Here is a 24,462-nt window from a genome sequence, read left to right on the forward strand (position 1 = left end):
CGTCAGACGCTGACGCCGAAGTCCTGGGCGATGCCGACGAGGCCCGAGGCGTAACCCTGGCCGACGGCGCGGAACTTCCACTCGGCGCCGTTGCGGTAGAGCTCGCCGAAGACCATGGCGGTCTCGGTGGCGGCGTCCTCGCTCAGGTCGTAGCGGGCGATCTCGGTGCCGCCGGCCTGGTTGACGATGCGGATGAAGGCGTTCCGGACCTGGCCGAAGTTCTGCGAGCGGTTCTCCGCGTCGTAGATCGACACCGGGAAGACGATCTTCTCGACATCGGCGGGCAGGGCGGCCAGGTTGACCTTGATCTGCTCGTCGTCGCCCTCGCCCTGGCCCGTGACGTTGTCACCGGTGTGCTCGATGCTCTGGTCCGGGGTCGCCTTGTTGTTGAAGAAGACGAAGTGCTTGTCGGAGTAGACCTTGCCGGCCGGGTTCACCGCGATCGCCGAGGCGTCGAGGTCGAAGTCCGTGCCGGTGGTGGTGCGGACGTCCCAGCCGAGGCCGACCGTGACGGCGGTCAGGCCCGGGGCCTCCTTGGTGAGGGAGACGTTGCCGCCCTTGGACAGGCTTACAGCCATGGGGATGTCCCTTTCCGTTTCGGTGTGCGGGCTCCGTGCGGTCACGAAGCTACCGTCATCCGGCATAACGTCGGCAGGGGACCGCCTGGTTCCAGGTCTCTTTGCAATCTTTACCCGGCAGCCGAAAAGTGGGTGACGGGAGGCGTCCGCAGCAGCGACCATGGATCACATGTCCGGTCCTTATGTCATCCGCGGTTCCGTCTCCCTGCCGGAGGCCGAACTGATGTGGCGTTTCTCGCGGTCGTCGGGACCCGGCGGCCAGCACGTGAACACCACCGACTCACAGGTGGAGCTCCGCTTCGACCTCGCGAACACCGACGCGCTGCCGCAGGTCTGGAAGGACCGCGCCCTGGAGCGGCTGTCAGCCCGGCTGGTGGACGGCGTGATCGCGGTGCGCGCCTCCGAGCACCGGTCGCAGTGGCGCAACCGGGAGATGGCCGCGGTGCGGCTGGCCTCGCTGCTCGCGGAGGCGACGGCGCCGCCGCCGAAGCCGCGGCGGGCGACCAAGATTCCCCGCGGGATCAACGAGCGGCGCCTGCGCAACAAGAAGCAGCGCAGCGACACGAAGCGGGGCCGCGCGGGGCGCGGCTGGGACTGACGGCCGCCCGGCTGGGACGCCTGGTCCGGTCTCCCGCCCGGTCCCGGCCCGTACCCTCAGCCTCCCCGCCGCGGCCTGGCACCAGTCAGCCCGGTCCCGGGGCTTCAGCCCAGATGCCGGTAACGCCCCCGGAAGTACGTCAGCGGTCCCGCATCCCCGGTCGGCACGGCCGCCGTCAGCACCCGTCCGATGACCAGGGTGTGATCCCCCGCCACGACGCGCTGCTCGGTCGAGCACTCCAGGTTCGCCAGGGCTCCCTCCATCAACGGCGCGCCCGACTCGTCGCCACGGGTGAAGGGGATGTCCTCGAAGAGCAGACGGTCACTGATACGCCCCTTCATCGCGAAGCGGCCCGCGATGTGACGCTGGTTCTCGGAGAGCAGCGACGCGGCCCAGAGCGGCTGTTCCGCGAGCAGATCGTCCATCCGTGAGCCGTTCCGCACGCTCACCATCACCAGGGGCGGGTCCAGCGACACCGACGTGAACGCGGTGGCCGTCATCCCGACGTCCTCGCCGCGCGGTCCGTCGTCCGCGTCATGGGCCGTCACCAGCACCACGCCCGCACTGAGCCGGGACATGGCGGCACGGAAGTCGTCGTTGCTCACCCCCTCAGGATGGGGGATGGGCTCGGAGCGCGGGGTGGGGATCGTCTGGAACACATCAGGAACGCTAGCGGCGGACGCGCCGCGTCCGCATCGGGCCTGAGGACCAGGCCGGTCCTAGGACCCCCGGAGGGTGCCCCGGCGCGGCCGTTCTTGTTCAGCTCTTGTTCAGCGTTCAAGAAAAAACAGGGGTTCTCCGCTGTTACTCCTTCAACCCTTCATACCCTGATGTGACTTGAGTCACGACCGGCATAAATTGTTGACCCTGTGTACCTGGGGCACAGCTCGCTGTGATTCAGTGGCGGAGATACTGCACCAAGAGCGCTGATGGAGAACCCTGGAGTTGCTGTCGAGGTCTCGGGGAGAGCGAACGATGGAGACCGAGTCGGAGCCGTACGTCCGTCTTGCGACCCTGCGGCAGTTGCATCAAGCGGTCGCCAACCTCAATCAGGCACGCAGCCTGGCGGACACCCTGCAGACCGTGGCCGACGGCATCGTGTCCGGGCTCGGTTACGAACTGGCCTGCGTCAATCTCGTACGCCCGGACGGCGATCTGATCGTCGCGGCCCTCGCCGGTGACGACTCCGCCGCCGCGCTGATGACGGGCCGGGTCGGCTCGCGCGAATCCTGGGAACGCAGGCTGGCCATGGGCGAGTCCTGGGGAGACCTCCGCTTCATCCCCTACACCGAGGGCTGGGTCCTCGACCACGACGACGTGCCGCACTGGTACAACGACGGCCCCGAGCCGCGCTTCGAGGACGAGTGGCACCCGGCGGACCGGCTCTTCGCCCCGATGTACGCCACCGACGCGTCCGGCGGCGATCTCGTCGGGGTCATATCCGTCGACCGCCCGCGCAATGGCAGACACCCCGGCGCCTGGGGGCAGGAGGCGCTCCAGATGTACGCCTTCCAGGCCGCCATAGCGATCACCAACGCCCGGCTGCGCGCCAATATGCAGCGCGCCCTGGTGAGGCTGGAACGCGAGCAGCAGGCGCTGCGTGCCAGTGAGGAATCCTTCCGCCAGGCCTTCGAGTACGCCCCCAGCGGGATGGCCATCGCGGAGATGGGGGGCGACCAGCACGGCCGGCTGCTCAGAACCAATGACGCGCTCTGCAGACTGCTGGGCAGGCCGGCGTCCGTGATGCGGCGCTACTCCTTCGCCGATCTGGTCCACCCCGAGGACGTCGGCACCCTGCTCCGTACCTCCGCCGAGGGCGGGCGCGCCGAGCTGAGGCTGCGGCGGCGTGACGATTCGTACGTTTGGGTCTCGCTCCGCAACTCGGTGGTGGCCGACACCGCCGACGGCCCCCGCTTCCTCCTCACCCACGTCGAGGACGTCGAGGAGCGCAAGCGCCACGAGCTGCAACTCGCCCACCGCGCATCGCACGACTCGCTGACCGGACTGCCCAACAGTGCCGAACTGCGCGCCCGGCTCAGTGCCCGGCTGTGCGCCCGCCCCGACGCGGCCCGCGAGACGGCCATCGAGGCGCTGGACGCGGCCTACGAACAGGGCGCGTCCACCACGGACTCCGGTGCGCACCGTTTCGACTTCGGCGCCGGATCGGCCGCCGCCTATGACCACCCCATCCACCTGGTCGCCCCGACGAGCGAAGTCGACGACGGTACGAAGGGGCTCGCGGTGCTCTTCTGCGACCTCGACGGCTTCAAGTCGATCAATGACCGCTTCGGGCACCACACCGGTGACGCGGTGCTCATCGAGGTCGCGCGGCGTCTGACCACCGGCGTGCGGGACGGTGACACCGTTGCCAGGCTCGGAGGTGACGAATTCGTCGTGCTGGCGGACGGCCTCGGCGCCGCGGACGCCGCTGACCTGGCCGTACGGCTGAGAAATGCCATTATTCCGCCTATCAGGGTGGACGGCCGGGCGGTGCGCGTCGGAGCCAGTTTCGGTATCGGCTGGGCGGTCTGCGGGATGTCGGTCGAAGAGGTCCTGCGCTCCGCCGACCAGCGGATGTACATCGAAAAGCGCTCCCGGGCGAAGGTGCACCGACGGGCCGGATAGCCGCTGTGACACCGCACACTCCGGGCCGCCGCTGCCCGGCGGACCGGCCCTTGCGTTCGCCCGTACGGGGTAGGCTCGCCCGGGTCAGCGATGTGTGAGGAGTACCAGGGAATGACGGCCGGCAACAACGGCACGAGCACGCCCGAGGACGACGACCCGTTCGGCTATCTGTACGAGGACGGCCGGGCAGCAGGTGCCGTTCCCCCGCCCGGAGGCGGCGGATACGGCTACCCGGGACCGTCGGCAGGCGGCCAGCCCGGGGTGCCCCGGACGTCGTACAACCATGTGCGTACGGTCGGCGAGCGCCAGTACGGGCAGCAGGCGCCCCAGCAGCAGTACGGGCAGCAGCAGGCACCGCCGCAGCAGTACGGGCAGCCGACCGCGCAGTACGCGGCACCGGAGACCTACCCGGGAGCACCGCCGCCGGCGCCCCCGGCCCAGTACGGCAACGGCAGCGGCGGGCGCGGCAACGGACCCCAGCACAAGGGCCTGCTGATCGGCGCGGTCGCGGTGGTAGCGGTCGTGGTGATCGGGATCGGAGCCGCGCTGATGACCAGCGGCGGCGACAAGGACAAGGGCGCCCAGCCGGGTGGTTCCGGCGGCCGGACCGCGGCCCAGTCGGTCAAGCCAAGCGAGAGCGCGTCCAAGCCGGCGGAGGCCGACCTGCCGAAGCAGGATGCGGCGACGCTGACGCTGGGCGGCGCGGCGACCACCGGGAAGGACGTGCCGGGTGCCAAGGCGGCGGGTGGCGCCTACGTGGTGCTCGCCCAGCCGGGCGACTCGGCGACCTGGACCGTGGATGTGCCCGAGAGCGGGGCGTACACCCTGTCCATCGACTACGGCGTGCCGGGCACCGACGCCAAGACCTCTCTCACGGTCAACGACGCGGCCAAGCCTGCTTCGGTCAACATGAAGAACTTCGCGCACGCGCCCGAGGGCGACGCGTCGAAGGGGTGGACCAACACCTTCAACTACATCAACCTCAAGAAGGGCTCCAACACCATCAAGATCTCCTGTGAACAGGGAGACAAGTGCGGTGTCAACCTGGACCAGCTCAAGCTGAAGGCCGGTCAGCAGGGCTGAGGCCCGGTAGGAGAGCTACCCGGCCCGGGAGCCGGGCTCGGTGAGATCGGTGACGAGGACCTGCGGAAGCAGGTCCTCGTACGTTGTGCGGTCGAACTCGCCCGCCGCGGGCGCCCGTACGGTCGCCGCCGACAGCGCCACCGCGCGGGCCAGGCGCTGCGGCCAGGGGAGCTGTTCCACCAGGCCCGAGAGCAGTCCGGCCACCGCCGAGTCACCCGCGCCGGTCGGATTGCCGGGGAAGCGGGCCGGGGGCGCGGCCTGCCAGCTGCCGTCCGGGGTCACGGCGAGCATTCCGTCCGCGCCAAGCGACGCGACCACGGTGTCCGCGCCCCGGCGGCGGGCGTCGCGGGTGGCGCGCAGAGGCTCGCGGGAGCCGGTCAGCTGGGCCAGTTCATCGGCGTTCGGCTTGATCAGGCCGGGGCGGGCGGCTATGCCGCGGCGCAGTGGTTCGCCGCTGGTGTCCAGCAGGACGGGCACACCGGCCGCGCGGGCCTGGCGCACCAGCTGGGCGTAGGCGCCGACCGGGACACCCGGCGGCAGGCTGCCGCAGAGGGCCACCGCTTCGGCCTTCCTCAGCAGGTGCGCGTAGGAGCCGAGGAAGGCCTCCCACTCGGTGGACGAGATCGTCGGGCCCGGCTCGTTCAGCTGAGTCGTGTCGCCCGACGCGGTGTCGACGACGGCGATCGTGCGGCGGGTGGTCCCGGCGACCGGCACGAGGGCGTCGATGGGCGGCAGCTCCGCGAGGAGCCCGCGCAGCACCGCGCCGGTGGGGCCTCCGGCGAAGCCCGTCACCACCGTCTCGTGGCCGAGCGCCGACAGCACCCGGGCCACGTTCAGACCCTTGCCTCCGGCCCGTTCGGTGACCGCTTCGACTCGGTGACTGGCGTGCGGGGTGAGGGCGGGGACGCGGTAGGTGATGTCCAGGGCGGTGTTCAGGGTGACGGTCAGCAGCACAGAAACGATCATGCCAAAGCGGAAGCGGCAGGCCCAGACCCAAGGACCTGCCGCTTCGGCTACGGCGACGTCCGCTGCTGCGGCAAATCGGGCTACCGCGGGTCAACCACCCATTCGCCCTTGCGCATCACCCCGGTCAGCGCGAAGTCCGCGTCGAGCACGACCAGGTCGGCGTCCTTGCCGGGCTCCAGCGAGCCGACCCTGTCGTAGACACCGAGCAGCCGGGCCGGGTTGGCCGCGATGGACCGCACGACGTCCTCCACCGGAAGCCTGTCCACGGTCACCGACCGCCGGAAGGCCGTGTCCAGGGTGAGGGTGGAGCCGGCGATGGAGCCGCCTTCGACCAGCCGGGCGACGCCCTCCTTGACCTCGACCTCCAGCGGGCCGAGGTGGTAGATCCCGTCGCCGAAACCCGCCGCGTCCATGGCGTCGGTGATGAACGCCACCCGCGGGGAGCCCGCGCACCGGAAGGCGAGCTCCAGGGCGGCCGGATGCAGATGGGTGCCGTCGTTGATCAGCTCGACGGTGATCCGTTCGTCCTCGAGCAGCGCGGCGATCGGGCCGGGATCGCGGTGGCCCAGCGGCGGCATCGCGTTGAAGAGATGGGTGGCGACGGTCGCCCCGGCCTCGATGGCCTCGACGGTCTGCTCGTAGGTGGCGTCGGTGTGACCGATGGCCGCGATCACGCCGTGTTCGCGGAGCAGCCGTACCGAGTCGATGCCGCCCTTCATCTCGGTGGCGAGGGTGAACATCTTCGCGGTGCCGCGCGCCGCGTCCATCAGCTTGCGGACGTCGGCGGGGTCCGGGTCGCGCAGCAGGGCCTCGCTGTGGGCGCCCTTGCGGCACGGTGAGATGAACGGGCCCTCGAAGTGGATGCCCGCCAGGTCGCCCTGTTCGACCAGTTCGGACAGGAGCGAGGCCCGCTCGGCGAGGAAGTCCATGTCGCCGGTGACGGTGGAGGCGACGATCGTCGTGGTGCCGTGCAGCCGGTGGGTGTGGATGCCCTTGAGCACCTCGTCGGGCGTCCCCGATGTGAAGGAGTTCCCGCCGCCGCCGTGCACATGCATGTCGACGAAACCGGGAACCACCCAGTGGCCCGAAAGGTCGACAACGGCCGAGTCGGCCCGGGAGCTTCCGGCGATGCGCGGTCCTTCCACGATGACCCGGCCGCCCTCCACGGTCCCGGTCGGCAGCACCACCCGGGCCCCGGAGAGAACTGTGCTTGCTTCGCTTCCGGCCATCAGGCGGATACCTCCGTGGAGAGAAGATCCCAGGCGAGCAGCCCTGCGCCCAGGCAGCCGGCGGTGTCCCCGAGGGCCGCCGGGACGATATGGGGGAGTTTCTGGAACGTCACCCGTTCCTCGACCGCTGCCCGCAGTGGTGCGAACAGGGTCTCCCCGGCCTCGGCGAGACCACCACCGATGATCAACGTACGGGGATCGAGCAGGGTGAGCGCGGTGACCAGGCCGTCGGCGAGCGCGTCCACCGCGTCCTGCCATACGGCGGCGGCCCGCGGGTCACCCGAGTCGACCGCTTTGGCGCAGTCGGCCGCGTCCGCTTCCGGGTCGCCGGACGCCGCGGCCCAGGCCAGCGAGACAGCGGACGCGGAGGCGTACCGCTCGAGGCAGCCGCGCTGCCCGCAGCCGCAGGCGACGCCGCCGTGGCGCACCACGACGTGGCCGATCTCGCCCGCGTATCCGTGGGCGCCCGCCTCGATCGCGCCGTCGATGCCGATGGCCCCCGCGATCCCGGTGCCGAGCGGCATGAACAGGAACCGGTCGCTGCCCCGGCCCGCCCCGATCCGCCCCTCGGCGAGTCCGCCGGTGCGCACGTCGTGGCCGAGTGCGACCGGAATGCCGTGCAGCCGGTCGCTGAGAAGCTTCCGCAGGGGGACGTCACGCCAGCCGAGGTTGGCGGCGTAGACCGCTGTACCGCTCTCGGCGTCGACTATGCCGGGGACGGCGACCCCGGCCGCCGCGGCGGGCTCCCCGAAATGCCCGGTTCCGTAGGCGTACAGCTCGGCGGCGAAGTCCAGGATCGACGCGACGACGGCCTCGGGCCCCCGCTTCCTGCCGGTGGCCCGCCGTGCCTCGTGGAGCAGGGCGCCGTCGGCCCCGACCAGGGCGGCCTTCATGCCGGTACCGCCCACGTCCAGGGCGATGACATGGCTTCCGGCCGGGTGTCCGGAGGGCGTCCCCCGGGAGAATGCAGTCACACGGACAGTGTGGCGCGGAGAACCAGAAAAGGTCTAGTCCACTGTGTTGGATTGTTGCGCTCGCATACAAAGCCCCGGCAAAGTCGCCCCGGCCGGGCGGTGCGATCCCGGGCCGGGGCGGTCGCGCGAGGTGTCAGGCGGTCATCTTCGTCACAGCGCCGCAGCCGCTCACCTCGACGAAGCCGTTGATCGACTTGCCGAGGCAGACCTGCAGGGTCACCGGGGTCTTCTCGGCCAGGTCGTAGGGGACCCAGTTGCTGCTGCAGTTGCCGTTGCCGATGCTGAAGTACGTCGCGGCGCTGACACCCACATTGCCGGTGGCCGGCCCTCTGTAGACCTGACCGGTCATCTTCAGATAGACGCCGTAGCCGTCGGCCGCGTGGTCGCAGGCGACGAACTTGTCCCCGTTGTCAGTGAATTCACCGAATCCTGCCTTGTTGGCCGAATATACGAACCAGGTGCTCTCGGCGAAGGCGCTGGTCGCGGTGGCGAAGGTGAGCAGGGCGCCGGCGCCCGCTACTGCTGCCGTCCGAAGGATGTTGCGCATAGCTGTATGCCTCATTCATCTCGATGGCTGGAGCGGCAACAGGCTACGACTGGTCCGAACCAGCAACCACCCATTAATGAACGGGTGTTGACCAGGACGGCGCGATGTGTGGGGGTGCGTTGCAGAAGCGAGACCCGTGTGGTGTAGACCTTGTGGGGGGACGTGAGGAAAAATCGCAGCCTATTGCGACAGGACGTCACGGGGGACCGACTGGAACACAAGGGTGGGTAAAGGGCTGTGCAGCGCCGCTTGATGGGACTGACCGCGGGAATCGCCGCGCTCGGGATGACGGCAGGTCTTTCCGGCTGTGGCAGCGACGGCGGATCCTCGGCCGGCGACGCCACCCTGAGCATGGTGGTCGCGAACTACGACCCCAACGACGGCGACTCGACCCAGAAGTACTGGGACGGCGTGATCAGCACTTTCGAGAACAACAACCCCGGCATCAAGGTCGATGTGAAGGTGCTGTCCTGGAAGGTCGTGGACTCCGAGGTCGCCAAGATGGTGAAGGCGGGCCACGCCCCCGACATCGCGCAGATCGGCGCGTACGCCGACTACGCGGCCCAGGGCAAGCTCTACAGCGCCGACGACCTGCTCTCCATACCCGTGCAGGCCAACTTCCTCGGCCCGCTCGCCGACGCCGGCGAGCAGGACCGCAAGCAGTACGGCATGCCGTTCGTCGCGTCCACCCGGCTGCTCTTCTACAACGAGAAGCTGTTCGACGCGGCCGGCCTCACCCCGCCGAAGACCTGGGACCAGCTGGCGTCGGACGCCTCGGTGCTCAAGGCGCGCGGCGTGAAGTACCCGTACGCGCTCCCGCTCGGCAGCGAAGAGGCCCAGGCCGAGACGCAGATGTGGCTGCTCAGCGGCGGTGACGGCTACACCGACGGTGTCGGCACGTACACCATCAACTCGCCGCAGAACATCAAGACCCTCGACTGGCTGAAGACGCACCTCGTCGGCAAGGATCTGGTCGGTCCGGTGACACCCGGGCAACTCGACCGCAAGGACGCCTTCGCCGCGTTCACCAAGGGCCAGGTCGGCATGCTCAACGGTCACCCGCAGCTGATGCAGCAGGCCGAGGACAAGGGCATCAAGGTCGGCAAGGTCCCGATGCCCGGCATCAACGGCACGGCCAAGACCACCATGGGCGTCTCCGACTGGATCATGGGGTTCAGGCAGAACGGCCACCGTGCGCAGATCGGGAAGTTCCTCGACTACGTCTTCAATGACCGCAACGTCCTGGAGTTCGCCACCACATACGACCTGTTGCCGCCGACCGTCTCGGCGTCGGACAAGCTCTCCGACGACCCGAAGCACAAGGAGCTGAAGAAGTTCCTGGACGAGCTGCCCACCTCGCAGCTGCCGCCGGTCGGCAAGACGTCCTGGGCGCAGGTCAGCGACACGATCAAGAAGCAGATCGGCAAGGCCGTCCAGCCCGACGGCAACCCCGAGAGCGTCCTCAACCAGATCCAGAACACCGCATCGGCCGCACAGAGCGCGGAGTAGCCCGCTCCGGCGGCTCCCCAGTACGTTGACTGATATGACTGGCGACGAGACCCGGGGCCCCGCGCCGCTCCCCGAGCGGGACCGAGCGGTGCTCGCCGTCGAACGGCGGGCGTGGCCCGGGCCCGGCGCCAAGGAACGCGCGATACGCGAGCAGCTGGGCATCTCGCCGGTCCGCTACTACCAGCTCCTGAACTCCCTCCTCGACGACGAGAGGGCGCTGGCGCACGATCCCGTCACCGTCAACCGGTTGCGACGGGTGCGGGACGCGCGGCGCGAGCGGCGGTAGCTCCGGCGGGCGGCTGCCCCGTTGCCCGTGCCGGGCCCGCCGCGCACGGCTAAGGTCGCACCATGGGCAGCCCATCGAACACCCTGCCGACCCCCGCCACCGCAGCGGGCCGCGAAGGCCTCGCCGCTTTTCTGGCCAGGCCGGAAAAAGCCGTCGTGGCCCTCGACTTCGACGGAACCCTCGCCGATATCGTGCCGGACCCCGAGCAGGCCCGTGCCCACCCGGATGTGGTCCCCGCCCTCGCCGCGCTCGCCCCGCGGGTCGCATCCGTCGCTGTGGTGACGGGCCGCCCGGCAGGGGTCGCCGTACGGTACGGCGGCTTCGCCGGAGTGTCCGGCCTGGAACATCTCGTGGTCCTCGGCCACTACGGTGCCGAGCGCTGGGACGCCGTCAGCGGCGCCGTCAACGCCCCGGCGCCGCATCCGGGCGTCGCGGCGGTCCGCGCCGGACTTCCCGGGTACCTGGACGGCATCGGTGCCTGGCGCGGTACCTGGATCGAGGACAAGGGCCAGGCGATCGCCGTCCACACGCGCAGGGCCACCGACCCCCGGGCCGCCTTCGAAGCCCTCCGGCAGCCGCTGGCCGTACTCGCCGCACGGCACGGGCTGATCGTGGAGCCGGGCCGGATGGTCCTGGAGCTGCGGCCGCCCGGCGTCGACAAGGGCGTCGCGCTGACCGAGTACGTGCGCGAGGTGGGCGCCGGATCAGTCGTCTACGCCGGGGACGACCTCGGCGACCTGCCCGCGTTCGACGCGGTCGGGAAGCTCCGCTCGGAGGGCGTACCGGGGCTGCTGGTGTGCAGCGGGGACAATGAGGTCCCCGAACTCGCGGCCAGGGCCGACCTGCCGCTGCCGGGCCCCGGCGCGGTCGCCGCGTTCCTGGCGGAGCTGGCGCGCGTGGTCAGTCCGTAGCCCCGGCCAGTGCGTGCAGCTGGTCGATGAACCACTGCTGCGGGGGCAGCGCGGTGGCGGCCGCGGCCAGCCGCTCGGTGCGCTCGGCGCGCTCCGCGTCCGGCATGGTGAGCGCTTCGTGCAGAGCGGCAGCGGTGCCCGACACGTCGTACGGGTTCACCGTGACCGCGTCCCGGCCGAGCTCTTCGTATGCGCCCGCCTCACGGGAGAGCACCAGCGCGCACCCGAGGTCCGACACCACGGGGACCTCCTTGGCGACCAGGTTCATCCCGTCCCGGATCGGGTTGACCAGGGCGACGTCCGCCAGCCGGTAGGCGGCGAGCGAGCGGGCGAAGTCGTCCTTGAGGTGCATCACGACCGGGGTCCAGTCGGCGCTGCCGTAGCGGGAGTTGATCTCGTCGGCGACCCGCCGCACCTCCGCCATGTAGTCGCGGTAGACCGTGAGGTCCTGGCGCGACGGGTAGGCGAGGGCGATGTGCACCACCCGGCCGCGCCACTCCGGCCGGGTGTCGAGCAGTTCCCGGTAGGCGAGCAGACCGCGCACGATGTTCTTGGAGAGTTCCGTGCGGTCCACCCGGACGATGGTCCGCCGGTCGCCGCTGCCGCCGATCTGCTCGCGCAGTTCCGCCATGCGCCCGTCCACGTCCTTTTCGTGGGACCGCGCCCGCAGGAAGTCCGCGTCGGCGCCCAGTCCGTGCACCCCGATGGCCGTGCTGCCGGTACCTCCGAGCACCTCCGCGCAGCAGCCGGTGAAGGCGTCGGCCCAGCGCCGGGTCAGGAACGCGGCCCGGTCGGCGCCCAGGATGCCGCGCAGCAACTCCTCGCCGATGTCGTCGGGCAGCAGCCGGAAGTAGTCGACGGGTGCCCAGGGGGTGTGCGAGAAGTGGCCGATCCGCAGGTCGGGGCGGAGTTCGCGCAGCATTCCGGGCACCAGCGCCAAGTGGTAGTCCTGCACCAGCACCGAAGCGCCGTCGGCGGCCTCAGCGGCGAGCGCGTCGGCGAACGCCCTGTTGTAGGTGCGGAAGTCCTCCCACTGCTGCCGGAACTCCGCGTCGAATACCGGCTCGAGCGGTGTCTGGTACAGCATGTGATGGACGAACCACAGCACGGAGTTGGCGATGCCGTTGTACGCGGCGGCGTGCACGGAGGCGTCGATGTCGAGCATCCGCACACCCGTCTCACCGACCCCGCGCCGCACCGCCTCGCGGTCACCGTCGCCGAGCGCGGCGCACACCCACAGCGAGTCCGCGTCGGCCCCGATCGCCGAAAGCCCCGAGACCAGCCCGCCCCCGCCGCGTTTTGCTTCGAGACCGCCGTCCTCGTCCAGGCTGTACGAAACGGGGCCCCGGTTGGAGGCGACCAGGACGTTTGCACGGTGCGGAGAGGCCATGGGGCGAACTTAGCCCGTGGCCGCGGCGCATAAACGTGCGGCTCGAAGATGGCCTCAAACGCCGGACGGCCCGGATTTTCAGGCGGCGCGGCGGGCCTCGTACTCCGCGAGCTCCCGCATCGGCGGCCGCTCCTCGGTGTCCACCGGATGCGTGCGCGGCACGAACCCGCCTGGTCCGCGTTCGAACTGGGTGAGCGCGGGACGCACCAGATGGCCCCGGGAGAGCCGCAGCTGCGCGGTCCGGTAGATCGCGGCAGCCATCCGGCCCAGCGCCAGACCGTCCTGGTGGCGGTGCCGGCGTGAGCCGACGTCGACCTGGGCCAGCGCGTCGAGACCCACCGTGTGCAGGGCGTCGACGAGCAGGCCGAGCTCCACGCCGTATCCGACAGGGAAGGGCAGCTGTTCGAGAAGCTCACGCCGGACGGCGTACTCGCCGCCCAGCGGCTGAACGAATCCGGCCAGCTGCGGCCAGTGCAGATTGAGCAGCGGACGGGCCACCAGCTCGGTCACCCGGCCGCCCTGCCCGGGGGTCTCGCCCAGCGGACGGTCGTACATCGCCTTGACGAAGTGCACATCAGGATCGGTCAGCAGTGGCCCCACGATGCCGGACACGAAATCCGCCGAGAAGTCCTTGAGGTCGGCGTCGATGAAGCAAACGATCTCACCGCTTGTCACCAGGAGGGAGCGCCACAGCACCTCGCCCTTGCCCGGCACCGCCGCTATCCGGGGCAGAACGGTGTCCCGGTGCACCACGCGGGCGCCCGCCGCCGCGGCGACCTCGGCCGTACGGTCGGTGGAGCCCGAGTCGATCACGACCAGTTCGTCGACGAGCGGTACGGCCTCCATCAGGTCCCGCCTGATGGTCGCGACGATCTCACCGACTGTCGCCTCCTCGTTCAGCGCCGGGAGCACCACACTCACCTTGGTGCCACGCTTGGCGGCAGCCAGCTGGTCCAGCGGTCGGTCGGCAGCTGACCAGGAACGCCTGGTCAGCCAGCGTTCCACCTCATCCAGCACGGGGTGTCTCCTCGGTGTGCCCGCCGCGGCAGCGGCTTGTCCGACTGTCATCTCGCGGTGCGGACGACTCTCTCAATCGTTCCGGCCTTCGGTTACAGTCTTGAACAACGCGGATGACCGTCGCATGCCGGGGGTCAGTACGCGGTTGAGTACGACAACAAATACACGGGCCTCCTGGCCGGTGTCACAGCGCTCATCCAGAGGGACTGAGGGAACGGCCCGTTGAAGTCCCGGCAACCTTCCGCCGACCGCGAGGTCATGGTGGGGAAGGTGCCAATTCCGTCTCGCGGCGAAGTACGTCGCGAGGAAGATGAGGAGAAAGGGACCTCGCCACCATGGCTGCTCAGACTGTCGCCGAAACCACCAGCACCGCCGGATCCGTCGATCTCGGACCCGCCGCGGCGCTTTCCTGCCGCGAGTGCGGAGAGCGTTTCGCCCTCGGACCGATCTTCGCCTGCGCCTCCTGTTTCGGGCCGCTCGAAGTCGCCTACGACCTGCCGAGCGGCTCTCCCGACGAGCTGAAGAAGCGCATCGAGGCCGGGCCCGACAACATCTGGCGCTACGCCCCGCTGCTGCCCGTCCCCGCCGACGTGGCGTCCCAGCCCAATCTGAACCCGGGCTTCACCAAGCTGGTCAAGGCCGACAACCTGGCCCGTGAGCTCGGTATCACCGGTGGTCTGCACATCAAGGACGACTCCGGCAACCCGACGCACTCCTTCAAGGACCGTGTCGTCGCGATCGCCGTCGAGGCCGCCCGCGCCTTCGGCTTCACCACCCTCTCCTGCTCCTCCACCGGTAACCTGGCCGGCGCCGTCGGCGCCGCCGCCGCCCGCTCCGGATTCCGCTCCTGCGTGTTCATCCCGCACGACCTGGAGCAGGGCAAGGTCGTGATGGCCGCGGTGTACGGCGGTGAGCTGGTCGGCATCGAGGGCAACTACGACGACGTGAACCGCTTCTGCTCCGAGCTCATCGGCGACCCGATCGGAGAGGGCTGGGGCTTCGTCAACGTCAACCTCCGCCCGTACTACGGCGAGGGTTCCAAGACGCTGGCCTACGAGATCTGCGAGCAGCTCGGCTGGCGGCTTCCGGACCAGATCGTCATCCCCATCGCGTCGGGCTCCCAGCTGACGAAGATCGACAAGGGTCTGCAGGAGCTGATCAAGCTCGGTCTCGTCGAGGACAAGCCCTACCGGATCTTCGGTGCGCAGGCCGAGGGCTGCTCCCCGGTCTCCACCGCCTACAAGGCCGGGCACGACGTCGTCAGGCCGCAGAAGCCGAACACGATCGCCAAGTCCCTCGCCATCGGCAACCCGGCGGACGGCCCGTACGTCCTGGACATCGCCCGGCGCACCGGCGGCGCGGTCGAGGACGTCAACGACGAGCAGATCGTCGACGCGATCAAGCTGCTGGCCCGTACCGAGGGCATCTTCGCGGAGACCGCGGGCGGTGTGACCGTCGGAGTGACCAAGAAGCTGCTCGAGGCGGGTCTGCTGGACCCGGCGCTGTCCACCGTGGTCCTGAACACCGGTGACGGCCTCAAGACCCTGGACGCCGTCGCGCCGACGTCCGGTCCCACCGCGACGATCCGCCCGACCCTGGACGCGTTCCGCGAGGCCGGACTGGCCGCGAGCTGAATCCCCCCGTCCCGCCCACTCCCCGGTCTCCTGGAAGGTAATCCGTATGAGCGTCAAGGTCCGTATCCCCACCATCCTCCGCACCTACACGGGCGGCCAGGCCGAGGTCGCCGCCGACGGCGGCACTCTCGCCGAGGTCATCTCCGACCTGGAGAAGAACCACACCGGCATCGCGGCCCGCGTCCTGGACGACCAGGGCAAGCTGCGCCGCTTCGTGAACGTGTACGTCAACGACGACGACGTGCGCTTCGAGCAGGGTCTGGAGACGGCAACGCCGGACGGTGCGGGCGTCTCGATCATTCCGGCCGTCGCCGGCGGCTGACAGCCTCTCCTGGTGCTCTTCCGGCGCCGCACGGTCACCCTGATTACCCCCTCCGCAAGAGAAGCGGAGGGGGTAATTCTGTGTGGTTGAGCGCGGTAGAGTTGGGGTAGTCCCCTTCGCTGTTCATGCCCCGTGCATATGAGATCGCGACAAGGTGCGGACAAAGTAGTGAAGCCCTTTGCGTCGTAAGTGCCGTTTGCCCGGCCCGACTTGCCCGAGAATCCTGAGGAATCCGCCCAATGGGGCGTTCGGCCAATCCCAGAATTCTCGTCCGATTGACCTGTTGCAGAGGGCAGTTGGGCAGATACATTCAGCCGCGGTCGACGCGTTCCGGCGCAAGGTCTGACCCGGGTCCCGCGAAGTGCGGGCCCGTGCAAGGGCCAGTAATAGGGGAGTTAGGCATGGCTCAGGGCACCGTCAAGTGGTTCAACGCGGAGAAGGGGTACGGCTTCATCGCGGTCGACGGTGGTGCGGATGTTTTCGTCCACTACAGCGCGATTCAGATGGACGGATACCGCACCCTTGAAGAAGGTCAGCGGGTGGAGTTCGAAATCTCGCAGGGCCAGAAGGGTCCGCAGGCGGACATGGTCAAGCTCGCCGTCTGATTCTCGGCGCGATCGGCCACCGACGCACTCACGCCGAGAGGCCCGTACCCCGCAGTGGGGTACGGGCCTCTCGTGCGTCCGCGGCCGCCCCGCGGATCCGCGGGAGCCGGGCCCGTCCACCTGCCTGTCCGTCCGCCCGCCCGGCACCCGGCCTTCGCCGAAGGCGCTTGCACTCGAGGGGGTCGAGTGCTAATCATTGGGCTTAGCACTCTCCTGGTGAGAGTGACAGAAGGACCGGGCTGGCGAGGCCCGCAGGCCAGGTGGGGCAAGGAACCATCAGGCTCGCAGGCCGTCCGTCGCGGGCGCCGAACGGTCCGACGTATCCACCCCTGTCCGGGAGGACCACTTCACATGGCCAAGATCATCGCGTTCGACGAGGAGGCACGGCGCGGTCTCGAGCGCGGGATGAACCAGCTCGCCGACGCCGTCAAGGTCACCCTCGGCCCCAAGGGCCGTAACGTCGTCCTCGAGAAGAAGTGGGGCGCCCCCACGATCACCAACGATGGTGTTTCCATCGCCAAGGAGATCGAGCTCGAGGACCCGTACGAGAAGATCGGCGCCGAGCTGGTCAAGGAAGTCGCCAAGAAGACGGACGACGTCGCCGGTGACGGTACGACCACCGCGACCGTTCTCGCCCAGGCGCTGGTCCGTGAGGGCCTGCGCAACGTCGCAGCCGGTGCCAACCCGATGGCCCTCAAGCGCGGCATCGAGAAGGCCGTCGAGGCCGTCTCCGCCGCTCTGCTCGAGCAGGCCAAGGACGTGGAGACCAAGGAGCAGATCGCTTCGACCGCCTCCATCTCCGCCGCCGACACGCAGATCGGTGAGCTCATCGCCGAGGCGATGGACAAGGTCGGCAAGGAAGGCGTCATCACGGTCGAGGAGGCCCAGACCTTCGGTCTGGAGCTGGAGCTCACCGAGGGCATGCGCTTCGACAAGGGCTACATCTCGGCGTACTTCGCCACCGACATGGAGCGTATGGAGGCGTCGCTCGACGACCCGTACATCCTGATCGTCAACTCCAAGATCGGCAGCGTCAAGGACCTCATCCCGCTGCTGGAGAAGGTCATGCAGTCCGGCAAGCCGCTGCTGATCATCGCCGAGGACGTCGAGGGCGAGGCGCTCTCCACCCTGGTCGTCAACAAGATCAAGGGCACCTTCAAGTCCGTCGCCGTCAAGGCTCCGGGCTTCGGTGACCGCCGCAAGGCCATGCTCGGTGACATCGCCATCCTCACCGGCGGCACGGTCATCTCCGAGGAGGTCGGCCTCAAGCTCGAGAGCGCCGGTCTGGACCTGCTCGGCCGCGCCCGCAAGGTCGTCATCACCAAGGACGAGACCACGATCGTCGACGGTTCCGGAGAGAGCGACCAGGTCCAGGGTCGTGTCAACCAGATCCGTGCCGAGATCGAGAACTCCGACTCGGACTACGACCGTGAGAAGCTCCAGGAGCGTCTCGCGAAGCTGGCCGGCGGCGTGGCCGTCATCAAGGCCGGCGCCGCGACCGAGGTGGAGCTCAAGGAGCGCAAGCACCGCATCGAGGACGCCGTTCGCAACGCGAAGGCGGCCGTCGAGGAGGGCATCGTCGCCGGTGGTGGCGTGGCGCTCATCCAGGCTTCCTCGGTCTTCGAGAAGCTCGACCTCGAGGGTGACGAGGCGACCGGCGCCAACGCCGTGAAGCTCGCGCTCGAGGCCCCGCTGAAGCAGATCGCCGTCAACGGTGGTCTCGAAGGCGGAGTCATCGTCGAGAAGGTGCGCAACCTTCCCATCGGTCACGGCCTCAACGCCGCGACCGGCGAGTACGTCGACATGATCGCCGAGGGCATCATCGACCCGGCGAAGGTCACGCGTTCCGCGCTGGCGAACGCCGCGTCGATCGCCGCGCTGTTCCTCACCACCGAGGCCGTCATCGCCGACAAGCCGGAGAAGGCCGCTGCCGGCGGCGCTCCGGGCGGCATGCCGGGCGGTGACATGGACTTCTGAGCCCCGGCTCAGTAGCTCCACGGCTCGCTGTACGACCGAGGGCGGCACCCCATTGCGGGGTGCCGCCCTCGGGCGTTCCGCGGCTCGGCTGGATGCGGTCCTTCAGGGCTGGAGCGGCATCGTCGGGCAGTTGGACGAGGTCGGCTTGCCCGACAGCCGGTCGGCCAGCCAGGAGATGGCGGAGCCCTGGTCGGCGATGGCCGGGGCCAGGTGGTTGAGGAGCGTGCCGTTGCCGAGGTTCGGCAGATTCATCGGCTTGTAGGTGACGTCCGCACCCTTGCGGCACCAGTCCACGGCCAGCTGACGTGCCTGCGAGTGCACCACGATGTCGTCCGCGACCCCGGTCACCACCCGCACCGGGCCGGCCGGCCTCAGCGATCCGATGCGCTGTGCGTCCAGCACCGCTTGGACGTTCGGGGCGTTCGCTATGACCTCGGATAGGGATTTCCCGCTGGTCGTCCAGGACGTGCTCTTCCTGAAGCCGTAGCCGAGGACCGCGTCCCCCACGCACATCGTGGAGAGGTCGGCGAGGGCGGCCTTGCCGGTGGCGTTGATCTGGGTGTCGGCGAATTCGGCGAGCGACGGGTCCGACTGGATGAATCCGTTGATGGACCAGCCGAGCGCACCGGCCAGACCGCTGCCGTCGATGCCCTTCATGACCACCGAGAGGTCGGCGGGCGGCGCACCTGCGTAGGTGCCCGAGAGTGGGACGTCCGGAGCGTAGGACGGCTGGAGTTCGGCGGCTGCGGCGGTGGCTCCGCCGCCCTCGCTGTAACCGTAGAGACCGACGCGCGAGTCCGGGCCGACGGACGCTCCTGGCACGGTGTGCGCGGCGCGGCCGGCGTCAAGAACGGCGTGGGCGGAGTCGACGCGGTTGACGTAGGTGTGCAGCCTGTCCGTCGCGCCGAGTCCGGCGTAGTCGGTGACGACCACGGCCACGCCCTTGGCGAGCAGCCGGTACAGCGCCAGGTCCTCGTAGCCGATGGACACCGTGTTGCTGCCGATCGTCAGCGGGTGCTGCAGCGCCATCGAGGGGGCGCACTGGTCGCCCTGGCCCATCGTGCCCGAGGCGAAGGCGACGAGCGGGCGCGCCCCGCCGCCGGACCAGGCGGCCGACGGCTCGATGTAGGCGCCGGTCACTGCGACCGGTTTGCCGTTGGAGTCCGTGGACTTGTACATCAGCCGGGTCGCCCTGCCCGGGAGCGGGCCGTCGAGACCGGGCAGGCTCAGATCCAGGGGCAGCGGCTCCGTGCGGATCAGTGCGCCGTTGGCGGCCGGGAGTTCGGCCGGCGGGTTGTAGAAGGACGGGATGGTGACCCCTCGGGACACCTCATGGTCCGATCCGGTGGCGGCGACCGACGGTACCGCGTACGCGCCGAGACAGGCGGCGGTGACCAGGGCGGTGGCCACCAGGCGTTTTGTGGCATGCATGTGGGACTCCACGATGAGACCTGTGATGCAGGACACCCGGAACTTACTTACTAGTAAGTAAGAAGACAAGGGGTCGAACCGCGGTGACTGTGCGCATGCGAAGTGCTGCGCCGGTTCGGGACGTTTTGGTCACGCTCCGCTGTCGGCGGCGGACCCGGAGAGCTGCCTTCGCGGGACTTCCCGGCCTGGCCGCGTGAGTGTGGATGCGGTGGGCGTGGCTTGAGCGGGCGCGGGTGCTCGAGGGGCGTGGGTGTGCGGGGGCACCTCCTTCGGGAAAGCGTGAACGTTCCGCCGTGAAGTGCCATCCGGCGTCTCAGGTGAGCCGACGGATGACACTTCGGTGGTGATTGCTCACGCGTTTCGGGCAAGGGGCGCTGGAAGGAGGAGCAGCGGCCCGTCGCTCCAGCCACGGGGCGGACTCGAGCGACGTGCGGTGGTCGGACGTGCTGCGCATCCGTGGCGCAGCCGGTTCAGGTTCCGGCGGACACCCGCGCGGGGTCGGACACGTCAGACACCGGCCGGTTCCTGGGCCGGGCCACCCGTGGTGGGGCCGGCATCCCGGGACGGCGCGGGGGCCGGACCCGTGGCCGGGCCGGTGACCGGACCCGTGGCCGGGAGAGGGGCGGAGACCGCCGCCGGGTCGGCGTTGAACTCCGCGAGCAGCGACTTGCTGAAGCCGAAGAAGTACGTGGCGACGAAGCCCGCGACATAGCCGGCCACCAGCCCGCCCGCGTAGATCGCGACCGATGTGCCCAGGCCGTGGTCGCCCTTGAGCAGAGGGAACAGGGCCCAGCCCGACGGCCCGATGGCGGTCGAGCCCATGGAGTCACCGAGCTGGTTGAAGAGGCCGACGAAGCCGCCGCCGAACGCGCCACCCACGCAGGCGGTGACGAAGGGGCGGCCGAGGGGGAGCGAGACGCCGTAGATCAGCGGTTCGCCTACCCCGAGGAAACCCGCGGGGAGCGCGGACCTGATGGTCCTGCGGATCGACGGGTTGTGCGGCAGCCGCAGATAGACCGCAACGGCCGAGCCGACCTGGCCCGCGCCCGCCATGGCGAGGATGGGCAGCAGAACGGTGTAGCCCTGCTGCTCGATCAGGGTGGTGTGAATGGGGATCAGGGCCTGATGCAGCCCCAGCATCACCAGCGGGAGGAACAGACCGCCCAGGACGAAGCCCGCGCCCGCGCCGCCGTGGGCGAGCAGCCAGGTGGCGAAGTCGCCGATGCCGGTCGAGATCTCACCGGCCACGTACATCAGGCCGAAGAGGGTCACCAGACCGGAGAACAGAACCGTGATGGTGGGGGTGAGCAGGACGTCGAGGGACTCGGGCATCCATCGCCTGCACCATTTCTCGATGTACACGGCCAGTACCGCGGCGCCCAGCGCGCCCAGCACCCCGCCCTGCCCGGGCAAGAGCTTCTCGCCGAAGGCGGAGACGTTGGCGACGCCCGGGAAGACGATGATCGCGGCGACTGCGCCGCCCAGGATCGGGGTGCCGCCGAACTCCTTCGCCGTGTTGTAACCGACGAAGACGGCGATCAGTGCCATGAACCCGGAGGCGATCGAGGCGAGCGCCGGGGTGACGCCGGTCAGCCAGCCGGCGTTGACCAGCAGGCCGTTGATGCCCGCGATGATGCCGCAGCCGATCAGGGCGGGGATCAGCGGGACGAAGATGTTCGCGATCTTCCGCAGGAAGAGCTTGAAGGGGGTGGCGTTCTTCGCCTTGCGTTCGGCCCGCATCGCCGCGCCCTGAGCGGCGAGGTCTTCGGCAGTCGCAGTCGCAGCGGAAGTGGCGGCGGCGGGGGCCGAGGGGGCTGCCGGAGCGGCGGCCCCGCCTTCTGCCACCAGGGCCTCGAACTCAGGAGTGACGCGGGCGACCGTGCCGGGACCCAGCACGATCTGGTAGGTGTCGTCGTCGACCACGCCCATGACGGCGGGCAGCGCCTTCAGCCTCTCGTCCTGTACGAGCGACCGGTCGGCCAGGCCGAGCCGGAGCCGCGTCATGCAGTGAGCGACGGATGTGACGTTCTGCGCGCCGCCCACGAGAGGCAGGATCGCGGCGGCGGTGGCGCGGTTCTTGTCTTCGGAAGTGCTCATGGTGCGTGGTGCCTTTGGTTCCGGTGGTGCGGGAGGTGCGGAGTTAAAGCTTCAGCTGGTGCGGGTCGTGGACTGCAGCGCGGCGCGCAGATGACCCTTCGTGTCGCCGAGAAGGCTCACAGCGGTGGGAGCGTCGACGGAGCCGAGGATGATGAGGATGGCGGTCTTCACCTCTCCCTCGGCCGCGGTGAGGGCGGCCTCGATCTCCGCGTCCTCGGCGCCTGTCGCCAGAGCGACGATGCGGCGTGAGCGGGCGCGCAGCTTCTCGTTGGACGCCCGGACGTCGACCATCAGGTTTCCGTAGGTCTTGCCGAGCCGGATCATGGTGATCGTCGAGAGCATGTTGAGTACGAGCTTCTGCGCGGTACCCGCCTTGAGCCGGGTCGAGCCGGTGAGCAGCTCGGGCCCCACGACCACCTCGATACCGTGTTCCGCGGCCGCCCCCAGCGCGCTGTCCGCGTTGCAGGACAGGCCGATGGTGAGCGCGCCGAGAACGCGGGCGTGCTCGACCGCGCCGATCGCGTACGGGGTACGGCCGGAGGCCGAGATGCCGACCACGGTGTCGTCCGCGGTGAGCCCCAGTGTGTCCAGGTCCCCGGCGGCGAGTTCCCTGGAGTCCTCCGCGCCCTCGACCGCCTTGACCATGGCGGAAGGGCCGCCCGCTATCAGGCCGATGACCTCCGACGGGTCGGTGTTGAAAGTGGGCGGGCACTCGCTCGCGTCCAGCACGCCCATCCGGCCGGCAGTCCCGGCGCCCGCGTAGACGAGTCGGCCGCCACGCGCCATCCGCGCTGCCGTGGCGTCGATGGCGGCGGCGATCTGCGGGAGGCGTGCGGCGACCGCGGCCGGGACGGTGGCGTCCTCACCGTTCATCAGCCGGGCGATCTCCTCGGTGGGCAGCTGGTCGATCTCGGCGAGCTCGGGCCGGAACGCCTCGGTGGTCAGGGTGGCCAGCTGGGCGCGCAGTGCTCCGTAGTTGTCGGAGGCGGAGGCGGAGGCGGTGGGGGTCATGGTCTGTGCGGCTCTTTCTGGTTAAGCGGACCGGATCAGCGGCTGGTGCGGGGGGTGTGGCGGTGGGCGAGCGCCTCGTAGGAAGCGGAGAGTGCCGGTGCCGCCCTGTCGTAGGTCCGCTGCATGACACCGATGAACAGGCAGTCCACGACGAGCAGCTGGCTGGTCCTGGACGACATCGCGGCCGGTCGCAGTTCGCTCTCGCGGGCCGTGGAGGTGGTGAGGATGTGGTCGGCGTACTGGGAGACCCGTCCGTCGGGGCGTCCGGTGATCGCGATGGTGGTGGCGCCGTGCTCGAAAGCGGTGTGCAGTGGCTCGATGACATCGCCCGTGGAGCCGGAGTGGGTGATCGCGATGGCCACGTCGCCCGAACGGAGCTGCACGGCGTTGGTGACGGCCAGGTGCGGGTCGGAGTGGGCGTGTGCGATCAGCCCGATGCGCAGCAGCTTCTGAGCCAGGTCCTGACCGACCAGCGAGGAGGCGCCGACGCCGTAGATGTCGATCCGGCGGGCCGTGGAGAGCGCTGAGACCGCGGCACCGAGCTGGACGGTGTCCAGGGCGGCTGCGGTGTCGGCGAGGGTCTGCTGTTCGTCGTAGGCCAGCTTGGCGACCACATCGGCGATCGGGTCGTCCACGGCGATGTCCGCGGTGACGGCGGGCGCCCGGCCGGACTGCTGCTGGGCGGCCAGCCCGGCCAGTGCGAGCCGCAGATCACGGTATCCGGGATAGCCGAGGATGCGGGCCGTGCGGACCACAGTGGCCTCGCTTGTGCCGGTGAGCTCGGCGAGACCGGTGACCGTGAGGGCCGCGCAGCCGGCCGGATCGCCCGCCACCGCCTCGGCGACCAGCTGCATCGAGCGGGTCATGGACGGCGCGAGGGTACGAACCTTGGCGGCCAGAGCCGCGGGAGCGGGCGGCGCGGCGACGTCGGTGAAAATTTCCTTCACATTGTTGGTCACATCTGAAAGATATTTTCGGTCCATCGGATCGTCAACCCCCTCCGGTCCAGACCGGTGGCGATCGGGGAACGGTGACAATGGAGCCATGGATCCCGTCACCCCGCTGGAACAGTCCCTGCACGAAGCACGGGCGCTGGTGCTCGCCGATCTCGCCGCGCGGGACGTGGCCGAGGCCGATGTCGTATCGCTGGTGGAGGACGCGGTGACGCACCGGCGGTGGTGGGTCGAGCAGTGGCCGGCCGGTGCCGGGTTCGTTGCCGGGCTGGTCGCCCAGGACGTCCAGGACGCTCTCCTGGAGAAGTTCGGCCGCTGGCCGCTCTGTCCGGTGTGCGACGACCCTCACGCCCTGGAGGTGGAGCCGGAACTGGGGCCCGATCCGCATTGGGTGTGTGCGAAGGAGGCCGTGATCGTCGCCGCCGTCGGGTCCCTCCGATGACGGTCTACATAGACCCGCCGACCTGGCCCGGGCACGGGCGCATGTGGTCGCACCTGATCAGTGATGTCTCGTACGAGGAACTGCACGCCTTCGCCGGATCGATCGGCTGCCCGCGGCGGGCGTTCGAGCGGGACCACTACGACGTGCCGTCGCACCGTTACGCGGACGCCGTGGCGGCGGGAGCCGTCGAGGTCGGCTCGAAGGAGATCGTGCGCAGGCTCACGGATGCCGGACTGCGGCGGCCGAAGGGGCGCCCGGCATAGCCGGTCGGTGAGGT

At 69.7% G+C, this 24,462-nt stretch carries 24 protein-coding genes and 1 riboswitch; of the genes, 12 read left to right on the forward strand and 12 right to left on the reverse strand.

Annotated elements, in window-relative coordinates; translation table 11 throughout:
- Positions 1 to 2: 2 nt before the first annotated feature.
- Positions 3 to 578 carry a TerD family protein gene (locus OHS16_RS17310; protein WP_328538106.1) on the reverse strand — a complete coding sequence of 192 codons (576 nt, stop codon included), beginning with the start codon at positions 576 to 578 and terminating at the stop codon, positions 3 to 5.
- Positions 579 to 738: 160 nt separating this feature from the next.
- Between OHS16_RS17310 and arfB the strand changes: the two genes are divergently transcribed.
- A complete protein-coding gene (arfB, locus tag OHS16_RS17315) occupies positions 739 to 1,176 on the forward strand; it encodes an alternative ribosome rescue aminoacyl-tRNA hydrolase ArfB (RefSeq protein ID WP_328538107.1) in 438 nt (145 codons plus the stop codon).
- A gap of 104 nt (positions 1,177 to 1,280) precedes the next feature.
- Here arfB and OHS16_RS17320 read toward each other — a convergent pair whose 3' ends face one another.
- The gene (locus OHS16_RS17320; RefSeq protein ID WP_328538108.1) at positions 1,281 to 1,835 is read right to left on the reverse strand and encodes a flavin reductase family protein; all 555 of its coding nucleotides are present in this window, start codon (positions 1,833 to 1,835) and stop codon (positions 1,281 to 1,283) included.
- A 316-nt stretch (positions 1,836 to 2,151) separates the two neighbouring features.
- Here OHS16_RS17320 and cdgB point away from each other — a divergent pair, with 316 nt between their 5' ends.
- On the forward strand, positions 2,152 to 3,801 hold the full coding sequence (gene cdgB / locus OHS16_RS17325; protein ID WP_328538109.1) for a diguanylate cyclase CdgB: 1,650 nt from the start codon (positions 2,152 to 2,154) through the stop codon (positions 3,799 to 3,801).
- Positions 3,802 to 3,912: 111 nt separating this feature from the next.
- The gene (locus tag OHS16_RS17330; RefSeq protein WP_328538110.1) at positions 3,913 to 4,884 is read left to right on the forward strand and encodes a CBM35 domain-containing protein; all 972 of its coding nucleotides are present in this window, start codon (positions 3,913 to 3,915) and stop codon (positions 4,882 to 4,884) included.
- A gap of 15 nt (positions 4,885 to 4,899) precedes the next feature.
- On the opposite strand, the gene OHS16_RS17335 is transcribed toward OHS16_RS17330, so the two are convergent.
- The 4 genes from OHS16_RS17335 to OHS16_RS17350 all read right to left on the reverse strand — a co-directional run bounded on the left by OHS16_RS17335 (position 4,900) and on the right by OHS16_RS17350 (position 8,600).
- Complete coding sequence (locus tag OHS16_RS17335; protein ID WP_328540880.1) at positions 4,900 to 5,838, reverse strand: 1-phosphofructokinase family hexose kinase; 939 nt, start codon at positions 5,836 to 5,838, stop codon at positions 4,900 to 4,902.
- 92 nt (positions 5,839 to 5,930) lie between these two features.
- On the reverse strand, positions 5,931 to 7,079 hold the full coding sequence (gene nagA / locus OHS16_RS17340) for an N-acetylglucosamine-6-phosphate deacetylase (RefSeq protein WP_328538111.1): 1,149 nt from the start codon (positions 7,077 to 7,079) through the stop codon (positions 5,931 to 5,933).
- The gene (locus tag OHS16_RS17345) at positions 7,079 to 8,053 is read right to left on the reverse strand and encodes an ROK family protein (protein WP_328538112.1); all 975 of its coding nucleotides are present in this window, start codon (positions 8,051 to 8,053) and stop codon (positions 7,079 to 7,081) included. The genes nagA and OHS16_RS17345 overlap by 1 nt, the downstream gene beginning before the upstream one ends.
- Before the next feature lie 133 nt (positions 8,054 to 8,186).
- A complete protein-coding gene (locus OHS16_RS17350; protein ID WP_328538113.1) occupies positions 8,187 to 8,600 on the reverse strand; it encodes a hypothetical protein in 414 nt (137 codons plus the stop codon).
- 237 nt (positions 8,601 to 8,837) lie between these two features.
- Here OHS16_RS17350 and OHS16_RS17355 point away from each other — a divergent pair, with 237 nt between their 5' ends.
- The 3 genes from OHS16_RS17355 to otsB all read left to right on the forward strand — a co-directional run bounded on the left by OHS16_RS17355 (position 8,838) and on the right by otsB (position 11,306).
- The gene (locus OHS16_RS17355) at positions 8,838 to 10,109 is read left to right on the forward strand and encodes an extracellular solute-binding protein (protein ID WP_443042638.1); all 1,272 of its coding nucleotides are present in this window, start codon (positions 8,838 to 8,840) and stop codon (positions 10,107 to 10,109) included.
- 34 nt (positions 10,110 to 10,143) lie between these two features.
- Positions 10,144 to 10,395, forward strand: coding sequence for a DUF3263 domain-containing protein (locus OHS16_RS17360; RefSeq protein WP_328538114.1), 252 nt, complete (start codon positions 10,144 to 10,146; stop codon positions 10,393 to 10,395).
- Between the two features lie 62 nt (positions 10,396 to 10,457).
- A complete protein-coding gene (gene otsB, locus OHS16_RS17365) occupies positions 10,458 to 11,306 on the forward strand; it encodes a trehalose-phosphatase (RefSeq protein ID WP_328538115.1) in 849 nt (282 codons plus the stop codon).
- Here otsB and OHS16_RS17370 read toward each other — a convergent pair.
- Both OHS16_RS17370 and OHS16_RS17375 read right to left on the reverse strand, forming a co-directional pair.
- A complete protein-coding gene (locus OHS16_RS17370; protein ID WP_328538116.1) occupies positions 11,296 to 12,696 on the reverse strand; it encodes an alpha,alpha-trehalose-phosphate synthase (UDP-forming) in 1,401 nt (466 codons plus the stop codon). The genes otsB and OHS16_RS17370 overlap by 11 nt on opposite strands.
- Before the next feature lie 78 nt (positions 12,697 to 12,774).
- A complete protein-coding gene (locus tag OHS16_RS17375; protein ID WP_328538117.1) occupies positions 12,775 to 13,713 on the reverse strand; it encodes a glucosyl-3-phosphoglycerate synthase in 939 nt (312 codons plus the stop codon).
- Between the two features lie 190 nt (positions 13,714 to 13,903).
- Positions 13,904 to 14,030, forward strand: a riboswitch (SAM riboswitch).
- A gap of 18 nt (positions 14,031 to 14,048) precedes the next feature.
- Here OHS16_RS17375 and thrC point away from each other — a divergent pair.
- From thrC to groL, 4 genes are all read left to right on the forward strand, one after another.
- Complete coding sequence (gene thrC, locus OHS16_RS17380; protein ID WP_328538118.1) at positions 14,049 to 15,347, forward strand: threonine synthase; 1,299 nt, start codon at positions 14,049 to 14,051, stop codon at positions 15,345 to 15,347.
- A gap of 46 nt (positions 15,348 to 15,393) precedes the next feature.
- Entirely contained in the window at positions 15,394 to 15,669 is a 276-nt protein-coding gene (locus tag OHS16_RS17385) for a MoaD/ThiS family protein (RefSeq protein WP_328538119.1), read from the forward strand.
- A gap of 401 nt (positions 15,670 to 16,070) precedes the next feature.
- A complete protein-coding gene (locus OHS16_RS17390) occupies positions 16,071 to 16,274 on the forward strand; it encodes a cold-shock protein (protein WP_005315736.1) in 204 nt (67 codons plus the stop codon).
- 351 nt (positions 16,275 to 16,625) lie between these two features.
- Entirely contained in the window at positions 16,626 to 18,251 is a 1,626-nt protein-coding gene (groL, locus tag OHS16_RS17395) for a chaperonin GroEL (protein WP_328538120.1), read from the forward strand.
- Positions 18,252 to 18,353: 102 nt separating this feature from the next.
- Here the strand turns inward: groL and OHS16_RS17400 are convergent, their stop codons facing one another.
- The 4 genes from OHS16_RS17400 to OHS16_RS17415 all read right to left on the reverse strand — a co-directional run bounded on the left by OHS16_RS17400 (position 18,354) and on the right by OHS16_RS17415 (position 23,749).
- Positions 18,354 to 19,682, reverse strand: coding sequence for a lipase family protein (locus OHS16_RS17400; protein WP_328538121.1), 1,329 nt, complete (start codon positions 19,680 to 19,682; stop codon positions 18,354 to 18,356).
- A 507-nt stretch (positions 19,683 to 20,189) separates the two neighbouring features.
- The gene (locus tag OHS16_RS17405) at positions 20,190 to 21,779 is read right to left on the reverse strand and encodes a PTS transporter subunit EIIC (protein WP_328538122.1); all 1,590 of its coding nucleotides are present in this window, start codon (positions 21,777 to 21,779) and stop codon (positions 20,190 to 20,192) included.
- Between the two features lie 51 nt (positions 21,780 to 21,830).
- Complete coding sequence (murQ, locus tag OHS16_RS17410; protein ID WP_328538123.1) at positions 21,831 to 22,790, reverse strand: N-acetylmuramic acid 6-phosphate etherase; 960 nt, start codon at positions 22,788 to 22,790, stop codon at positions 21,831 to 21,833.
- 35 nt (positions 22,791 to 22,825) lie between these two features.
- Positions 22,826 to 23,749: a MurR/RpiR family transcriptional regulator gene (locus OHS16_RS17415; RefSeq protein ID WP_328538124.1), complete on the reverse strand. Its 924-nt coding sequence runs from the start codon at positions 23,747 to 23,749 to the stop codon at positions 22,826 to 22,828.
- Between the two features lie 85 nt (positions 23,750 to 23,834).
- Here OHS16_RS17415 and OHS16_RS17420 point away from each other — a divergent pair, with 85 nt between their 5' ends.
- Together OHS16_RS17420 and OHS16_RS17425 are read left to right on the forward strand one after the other, a co-directional pair.
- Positions 23,835 to 24,185 carry a hypothetical protein gene (locus tag OHS16_RS17420; protein WP_328538125.1) on the forward strand — a complete coding sequence of 117 codons (351 nt, stop codon included), beginning with the start codon at positions 23,835 to 23,837 and terminating at the stop codon, positions 24,183 to 24,185.
- A complete protein-coding gene (locus OHS16_RS17425; protein ID WP_328538126.1) occupies positions 24,182 to 24,448 on the forward strand; it encodes a DUF4031 domain-containing protein in 267 nt (88 codons plus the stop codon). Before OHS16_RS17420 ends, OHS16_RS17425 begins: the two co-directional genes overlap by 4 nt.
- The last annotated feature ends 14 nt before the right edge of the window (positions 24,449 to 24,462 follow it).

This window comes from Streptomyces sp. NBC_00344 (assembly GCF_036088315.1).
Taxonomy (GTDB): Bacteria; Actinomycetota; Actinomycetes; order Streptomycetales; family Streptomycetaceae; genus Streptomyces.

Excerpts from the sequence above, each read along its gene's own strand:
- OHS16_RS17310 (WP_328538106.1), bottom strand. The coding sequence starts at position 578 with ATGGCTGTAAGCCTGTCCAAGGGCGGCAACGTCTCCCTCACCAAGGAG.
- arfB (WP_328538107.1), top strand. The coding sequence starts at position 739 with ATGGATCACATGTCCGGTCCTTATGTCATCCGCGGTTCCGTCTCCCTG.
- cdgB (WP_328538109.1), top strand. The coding sequence starts at position 2,152 with ATGGAGACCGAGTCGGAGCCGTACGTCCGTCTTGCGACCCTGCGGCAG.
- OHS16_RS17330 (WP_328538110.1), top strand. The coding sequence starts at position 3,913 with ATGACGGCCGGCAACAACGGCACGAGCACGCCCGAGGACGACGACCCG.
- nagA (WP_328538111.1), bottom strand. The coding sequence starts at position 7,079 with ATGGCCGGAAGCGAAGCAAGCACAGTTCTCTCCGGGGCCCGGGTGGTG.
- OHS16_RS17350 (WP_328538113.1), bottom strand. The coding sequence starts at position 8,600 with ATGCGCAACATCCTTCGGACGGCAGCAGTAGCGGGCGCCGGCGCCCTG.
- OHS16_RS17360 (WP_328538114.1), top strand. The coding sequence starts at position 10,144 with ATGACTGGCGACGAGACCCGGGGCCCCGCGCCGCTCCCCGAGCGGGAC.
- otsB (WP_328538115.1), top strand. The coding sequence starts at position 10,458 with ATGGGCAGCCCATCGAACACCCTGCCGACCCCCGCCACCGCAGCGGGC.
- OHS16_RS17370 (WP_328538116.1), bottom strand. The coding sequence starts at position 12,696 with ATGGCCTCTCCGCACCGTGCAAACGTCCTGGTCGCCTCCAACCGGGGC.
- thrC (WP_328538118.1), top strand. The coding sequence starts at position 14,049 with ATGGCTGCTCAGACTGTCGCCGAAACCACCAGCACCGCCGGATCCGTC.
- OHS16_RS17385 (WP_328538119.1), top strand. The coding sequence starts at position 15,394 with ATGAGCGTCAAGGTCCGTATCCCCACCATCCTCCGCACCTACACGGGC.
- OHS16_RS17390 (WP_005315736.1), top strand. The coding sequence starts at position 16,071 with ATGGCTCAGGGCACCGTCAAGTGGTTCAACGCGGAGAAGGGGTACGGC.
- groL (WP_328538120.1), top strand. The coding sequence starts at position 16,626 with ATGGCCAAGATCATCGCGTTCGACGAGGAGGCACGGCGCGGTCTCGAG.
- OHS16_RS17400 (WP_328538121.1), bottom strand. The coding sequence starts at position 19,682 with ATGCATGCCACAAAACGCCTGGTGGCCACCGCCCTGGTCACCGCCGCC.
- OHS16_RS17405 (WP_328538122.1), bottom strand. The coding sequence starts at position 21,779 with ATGAGCACTTCCGAAGACAAGAACCGCGCCACCGCCGCCGCGATCCTG.
- murQ (WP_328538123.1), bottom strand. The coding sequence starts at position 22,790 with ATGACCCCCACCGCCTCCGCCTCCGCCTCCGACAACTACGGAGCACTG.
- OHS16_RS17420 (WP_328538125.1), top strand. The coding sequence starts at position 23,835 with ATGGATCCCGTCACCCCGCTGGAACAGTCCCTGCACGAAGCACGGGCG.
- OHS16_RS17425 (WP_328538126.1), top strand. The coding sequence starts at position 24,182 with ATGACGGTCTACATAGACCCGCCGACCTGGCCCGGGCACGGGCGCATG.